The sequence below is a fragment of the Acidithiobacillus sp. TH-A35 genome, from assembly GCF_057473505.1.
The window spans coordinates 1-5,610 of the sequence record NZ_JBYCKR010000124.1 but is presented as its reverse complement, the minus strand read 5'-3'; the positions used below and the strand labels follow the sequence as shown (position 1 = coordinate 5,610).

8 protein-coding genes and 1 tRNA gene are annotated in these 5,610 nt (G+C 59.6%); 4 read left to right on the top strand and 5 right to left on the bottom strand.

The features are described 5' to 3' along the window. Together AC2VNK_RS04460 and AC2VNK_RS04455 are read left to right on the top strand one after the other, a co-directional pair. The coding region (locus AC2VNK_RS04460) for a type II toxin-antitoxin system RelE/ParE family toxin (protein WP_486882965.1) at positions 1-197 on the top strand (197 nt) is incomplete at its 5' end. 10 nt (positions 198-207) lie between these two features. Next, entirely contained in the window at positions 208-507 is a 300-nt protein-coding gene (locus tag AC2VNK_RS04455; RefSeq protein WP_486882964.1) for a HigA family addiction module antitoxin, read from the top strand. On the opposite strand, the gene AC2VNK_RS04450 is transcribed toward AC2VNK_RS04455, so the two are convergent. The 5 genes from AC2VNK_RS04450 to AC2VNK_RS04430 form a co-directional block, all read right to left on the bottom strand. Further along, the gene (locus AC2VNK_RS04450; RefSeq protein WP_486882963.1) at positions 504-713 is read right to left on the bottom strand and encodes a hypothetical protein; all 210 of its coding nucleotides are present in this window, start codon (positions 711-713) and stop codon (positions 504-506) included. The two genes, AC2VNK_RS04455 and AC2VNK_RS04450, sit on opposite strands and share 4 nt — an antisense overlap. 36 nt (positions 714-749) lie before the next feature. Continuing rightward, positions 750-1,379, bottom strand: a complete 630-nt coding sequence (locus AC2VNK_RS04445) for a site-specific integrase (protein WP_486882962.1) — start codon at positions 1,377-1,379, stop codon at positions 750-752. Beyond that, the gene (locus AC2VNK_RS04440; RefSeq protein WP_486882961.1) at positions 1,346-1,819 is read right to left on the bottom strand and encodes a hypothetical protein; all 474 of its coding nucleotides are present in this window, start codon (positions 1,817-1,819) and stop codon (positions 1,346-1,348) included. Before AC2VNK_RS04440 ends, AC2VNK_RS04445 begins: the two co-directional genes overlap by 34 nt. Before the next feature lie 124 nt (positions 1,820-1,943). Then, a tRNA-Thr gene (locus AC2VNK_RS04435) sits at positions 1,944-2,019 on the bottom strand. Between the two features lie 58 nt (positions 2,020-2,077). Further along, the gene (locus tag AC2VNK_RS04430) at positions 2,078-3,301 is read right to left on the bottom strand and encodes a class I SAM-dependent rRNA methyltransferase (RefSeq protein ID WP_486882960.1); all 1,224 of its coding nucleotides are present in this window, start codon (positions 3,299-3,301) and stop codon (positions 2,078-2,080) included. A gap of 155 nt (positions 3,302-3,456) precedes the next feature. Here AC2VNK_RS04430 and mtnA point away from each other — a divergent pair, with 155 nt between their 5' ends. Together mtnA and AC2VNK_RS04420 are read left to right on the top strand one after the other, a co-directional pair. Then, positions 3,457-4,509: an S-methyl-5-thioribose-1-phosphate isomerase gene (gene mtnA / locus AC2VNK_RS04425; protein ID WP_486882959.1), complete on the top strand. Its 1,053-nt coding sequence runs from the start codon at positions 3,457-3,459 to the stop codon at positions 4,507-4,509. Positions 4,510-4,565: 56 nt separating this feature from the next. Next, positions 4,566-5,610 (top strand): DNA gyrase subunit A (locus AC2VNK_RS04420; RefSeq protein ID WP_486882958.1); only part of this gene is annotated, 1,045 nt, incomplete at its 3' end.

Genomic DNA, 5,610 nt, shown 5'->3' with positions numbered 1-5,610 from the left:
AGAAGTTGCAAAATATTCTTGGGCTTCTGGAAGTCGCTGTGGGGCCGGAAGACATGAATGTGCCCTCGTTCAAGTTGCACCCGCTCAAGGGCGGACTGCTGGGGCAGTGGTCGGTATGGGTGAATGGTAACTGGCGGGTCACGTTTCGCTTTGCCGGGTCCGATGTCGAACTGGTCGATTACCAGGATTATCATTAGGAGGTGAGTCATGATGTACAACCCCCCGCACCCCGGTGAGGTCCTCAAGGATGAGGTGCTGACCCCTTTGGGGCTGTCTGTCACGGAAGCAGCCAGGCGGCTGTCCATGTCCCGCGTAGCCCTGTCGCGCGTGCTGAACGGTAGGGCTGGAATTAGCCCTGACCTGGCGATTCGGCTGGAGAAGTCCGGCGTAAGCACGGCCCGCGCCTGGCTTGCCATGCAGACCAACCATGACCTGTGGCTCGCGATGGGGCATGAGCAACCGCAGGTGCGCGCGCTGGGAGAGCTGGCGAATAATCACCTGGACTAATCGGGCTTGGAGAGTGGGGCGACGTCTTGGCGCGCTTCGTGAATTTGATCGGTCCACTTTGCCCGGAAAAGTCCTGAGAGCGTAAGGCGCATCAGCAGATCCCGCAGAGGTGCGGGATAGGTATTGACCAGCGCCGCGCAGTCTTTGGCGGGCAGGCCCACGGTGTCCGATAGATGAAGGGTTAAATCCTGTTTCGTGATGGTCATGTATTACCCCGCCGTGACAAAAATATTAAGCAGTCTTCATCCCAGCATCTTCGCCAGATCCTCAGCCCTCAGATGGGTGTACCTTTTCAGCATCTGCAAGGTCTTGTGCCCGGTGATGGCCGCCACCTGCATGGGGTTCAGGCCCTTCTCAAAGAGGCGGCTGGTGGCTTCGTGCCTCAAATCGTGGAAGGTCAGCCCGGTGATACCAGCACGGCGGCAGGCGCGTACATAGGATTGATGTATCCCCTCGTAAGTAACCCCGAACACGCGCCCGTCCAGATTGCGGGGCAGGGCGTCCAGGGCTGCTACAGCGCGAGTGGAGAGGGGGACCGTGCGAGCGTCGCCGTTCTTGGTTTTTGGCAGGTGTGCGGTGCGCTTTTTCAGATCCACATTTTCCCATAACAAGCCGGTGCTGACCTTAACTTGCAGGTGTTTTCCATCGGCATCCAGCGCACCGGATGGGTCCTGCTTCCAGGTTTCCACCATCTCACCCGACCGCATCGCGGTTTCCACCGCGACGACCACTAGGGGGCGTAGCCACGGGTTGCGCGCTTCACCACATGCGGCCAGTAGCCTTTCTTCTTCGTCATCTACCAGGCGGCGATCTCTGCCTTGCGGCAATTTTGGGTTGTTCACCAGGTCCGCCGGATTTTCCAGGGATTCCATGCCCCACTCACGGCGTGCGACATTGAACAAATTAGAGATGACCGCACGGTGCAAGCGGAGTGGTTGGCGCTCTTGCCTTCGCGTTCCATAGCCCTGATCTCGGACGCCAGATCCTTCCCCCGGATCGACGCCATGAAGCGGGACGCGATGGGGCGTGTCATCCATGCTTTGACGTACCAGCCCTCACCCTTGGATTTTTTCTTCGGTGTGACCTCTGCCAGGTATCTATCAAGGCATTCCTTGAGCGTAGTGCTCTCTGCTTCCGACCGATCCCGCCAGACGCCGCGCACCATCTCGGACTCGGTGACGCTGGCCCATGCTTCGCCTTCCTTCCTTGTGCGGAAGGTTTTGTACTGTGACGGGTATCCTTTTTTGCGGACGGCTACTTGCCAACCGATGTGTTCCCCTTCCCGGTCGTAACTTGGCGTGATGGATGCCATATCGTCCCCCACAATGAGTGCCTGACGAGAGAGTAAACCAGACCGGACTGTGGTGCAATTGCGGTGCAAATTCAATATGGCAAAGAAAAAGGGCTTAGGCTGAAGCCTAAACCCTTGTTCTAATTGGTGCCGGCAAGAGGAGTCGAACCTCCGACCTACCGATTACGAATCGGTTGCTCTACCAACTGAGCTACGCCGGCGTGGGCGCGATTGTACCTGTCACCGGGCATGGCGACAAGAATCCAACGCGCTTGGTGATCAGGCGGTCTTTTCTGCCTCTTCGGGTAACTCTTCCCGACGGTGGATGAAGAAGCCCTTGAGGTAGTTGCTTTCGGGCACCGCCGGGTGAACGGGGTGATCCATATCCTGACTGCCTTCACCGATGATCTGGTAGTCCCCACGCTGGGCGGCAAATGCGATCTGGCTGAGCAGCGTTTCCCGGCTCAGGTGATGCGAGCAGGACGCCGAGAACAGGATGCCGCCGGGGGTCAGCAAACGCATGGCCATATCGTTAAAGCGGCGATAGGCGATGCTGCCTTCCTTGAAATCCTTCTTCGATTTGATCAGAGCCGGGGGATCAAGGACGATGAGATCGAACTGCTCACCGCGGTCGCGTAAATTGTGCAGCGTCTCCATGGCATCGCCGTGAATGCTGCGCAAGCCCTCAACCTCGTTGCGTCGGGCGTTTTCTTCGAGGATCGCCAGGGCCGGTGCTGAACTGTCCACAGCGGTGACGGCGCTTGCCCCGGCCTTGGCCAGGGGGATGGCAAAGCCACCGAGATAGGCGAAGCAGTCCAGCACCCGGCGCCCTTGGGCAAAGTCCCGCAAGCGGCGGCGATTGGCGCGATGGTCATAAAACCAGCCGGTTTTTTGCCCGCCGCGCGGGTCAACCTGGAACAGGCAGTCGTTTTCCCAAACCTCCAGCCGCTCCGGGATATGCCCGAAGAGGACTTCGACGCGGTCTTCCAGCCCTTCCAGTCGCCGCGCCGCGCCGCCGGCCTTCAGCAAAATGCCCGCCGGGCGCAGCAGACCCTGCAAAGCCGCCGTGATCAGGGGCAAATCGCGATCCATGCCGAGACTACCTGCCTGCAGCACCAGATGGTCCTCATAGCGGTCGATAATCAGGCCCGGCAAACCATCGCCTTCACCATGCACCAGGCGGTAAAAAGGCGCACCAAACAGGCGCTCCCGCATCAGCAAAGCCTGCTGTAAGCGGGTGCGATAAAAGCCCTCATCAATGCTGACATGCGGGTCACGGCTCAACAAGCGCGCACAGAGCAGGGTATGAGGATTAACATGGGCGAGCCCCAGGGCCTTGCCCTGGGCGTCTTCCATCCGGCAGACACTGCCTGGAGTGACGGCGGTGAGGGGGGTTTTCTGGACGTCGATTTCGTTGCTGTAAATCCAGAGGTGACCGGCGCGGAGGCGGCGATCCTCCTTGGGACGCAGACGAAGAATGGGGTATAGGCTGGCAGAAGACATGAGTGGACCTGATGGTGAAAGCGGGAGTGCCCCAGAAGCATGGGGTCTGGACGTTCCGGCGCATTTTACAGACTTTTCAACTGCCCGTATATTGAGCACACCATACTGCGGTGTTCCGCTTCCGACTGACCTGGTATCTTGCCGAGGAGGATTATGTGTCCAGTGCCGACCAAATTCGTGCCATCCGTTGGGAGGAGGGTCAGCTCTGCCTTCTCGATCAAAGACTGTTGCCGCAGCAGGAAACCTGGTTAAAGCTCAGTGATTATCGCGCGGTGGCGGTGGCGATTCGGCAGATGGTAGTACGTGGTGCCCCGGCAATCGGCATTACCGCCGCTTATGCCATGGCACTGGCCGTGAGCGAGGCGAGCACGCATGCGGACTGGCAGGCACGCCTGCTGAGTGCCGCCGACGAGATCAAGGCGGCGCGACCGACGGCGGTGAATCTCGCCTGGGCGACGGACCGGCAACTGGCATTGGCGCAATCGGCGTCTACCGCGGGGCAGGCCGTCGCCGCGCTTTTACAGGCCGCCCATGACTTGCTCCGCGATGATATCGCCGATAACCAGCGTATGGGCCGTTATGGCGCGGAGCTCTTGCCGGCAGAGGGTGTCATTCTGACCCATTGCAACACCGGCAGCCTCGCGACCGGTGGATACGGCACGGCACTGGGCGTGATTCGTGCAGGGATTTCTGCGGGTAAGCAGCTCCATATCTATGCTGATGAAACCAGGCCCTGGCTGCAGGGCGCGCGCCTCACCGCCTGGGAGTTGCAGAGGGACGGTATTCCCTTTCATCTCAATGCCGACAGCGCCGCCGCCTATCTGATGCAACAGGGCCTGATCCATGCGGTGATCGTTGGTGCCGACCGCATTGCCGCCAATGGCGACGCGGCAAACAAAATTGGCACCTACAGCCTCGCCGTGCTGGCGCAATATCATCAGATTCCTTTCTATGTCGCGGCGCCTTTGAGTACGGTGGATTTCGCCATGCCCGATGGCGGCGGTATCGTTATCGAAGAGCGCCCCGCCGCCGAGGTGCAGCAATGTGCGGGTCATGCGGTGGCACCAGAAGGTGTCGAAGTGCGCAATCCGGCTTTTGATGTCACCCCCGCCAGTCTGATCACCGCCATTATCACCGAGCGTGGCGTGGCGCGCCCGGGGTTTCAGGCGGCGCTCCAGGCGCTGGCCGCTGGCCACATGCAGGCTTAGCCCCGCTGTGGCATAATGCCGTGTTGAAAAAATAATCAGGGGTACTCAGTCTCCACATGATCGAATTCGCCAAAGAAACTATTCCTGTCAGTCTCGAAAAGGAGATGCGCCAGTCTTACCTCGATTACGCCATGAGCGTGATCGTCGGCCGCGCCCTTCCCGACGCCCGCGACGGCCTCAAGCCAGTGCATCGTCGTGTGCTCTTCGCCATGCACGAGATGAACAACGACTGGAATAAGCCCTATAAGAAGTCGGCGCGTGTTGTCGGTGACGTCATCGGTAAATACCATCCCCACGGCGACACTGCCGTCTATGACACGATGGTGCGGATGGCGCAGGACTTTTCCATGCGCTACCCGCTCATCGACGGGCAGGGTAACTTTGGTTCGGTGGATGGCGACAGTCCAGCCGCCATGCGCTATACCGAAGTGCGCATGTCCCGCATCGCCCACGAAATGCTGGCGGATCTGGAAAAAGAGACCGTCGATTTTGGTCCCAACTACGATGAGAAGGAGATGGAACCGCTGGTCATGCCGGCGCGTATCCCCAACCTGCTGATCAACGGTTCCGCCGGCATTGCCGTCGGTATGGCGACCAATATCCCGCCCCACAATCTGACGGAAGTGATCAGTGCCTGTCTGGCGCTGGTGGATGATCCCGAGACCCCGGATGAAGACTTGTTTACCTTGGTCCCGGCGCCGGATTTCCCGACGGCAGGCTTTATTCATGGCCGTGCCGGCAGTATCGAAGCCTACCGCACCGGGCGGGGCCGAGTGGTCATGCGCGCGCGCTGCGAGTTCGAGACGGACAAAAAATCCAACCGGCAGAGCATCATCGTCACCGAACTGCCCTATCAGGTGAATAAGGCCAAGCTCATTGAGCGCATCGCCGAGATGGTCAAGGAAAAGCGTCTGGAAGGCATCAGTGACCTGCGCGACGAGTCGGACAAATCGGGTATGCGTATCGCCATTGAACTCAAGCGGGATGCCAATGCCGACGTGGTGCTGAATAATCTCTACCAGCACACGGTTATGCAGAGCGTGTTCAATATCAATATGGTGGCGCTGCTGGACGGGGCACCGCGGACCCTCGGTCTGCGCG

Bases quoted from the DNA above. Each gene is read 5' to 3' on its own strand.
- AC2VNK_RS04455 (WP_486882964.1), top strand. From the start codon at position 208: ATGATGTACAACCCCCCGCACCCCGGTGAGGTCCTCAAGGATGAGGTG.
- AC2VNK_RS04445 (WP_486882962.1), bottom strand. From the start codon at position 1,379: ATGGAATCCCTGGAAAATCCGGCGGACCTGGTGAACAACCCAAAATTG.
- AC2VNK_RS04440 (WP_486882961.1), bottom strand. From the start codon at position 1,819: ATGGCATCCATCACGCCAAGTTACGACCGGGAAGGGGAACACATCGGT.
- AC2VNK_RS04430 (WP_486882960.1), bottom strand. From the start codon at position 3,301: ATGTCTTCTGCCAGCCTATACCCCATTCTTCGTCTGCGTCCCAAGGAG.
- AC2VNK_RS04450 (WP_486882963.1), bottom strand. From the start codon at position 713: ATGACCATCACGAAACAGGATTTAACCCTTCATCTATCGGACACCGTG.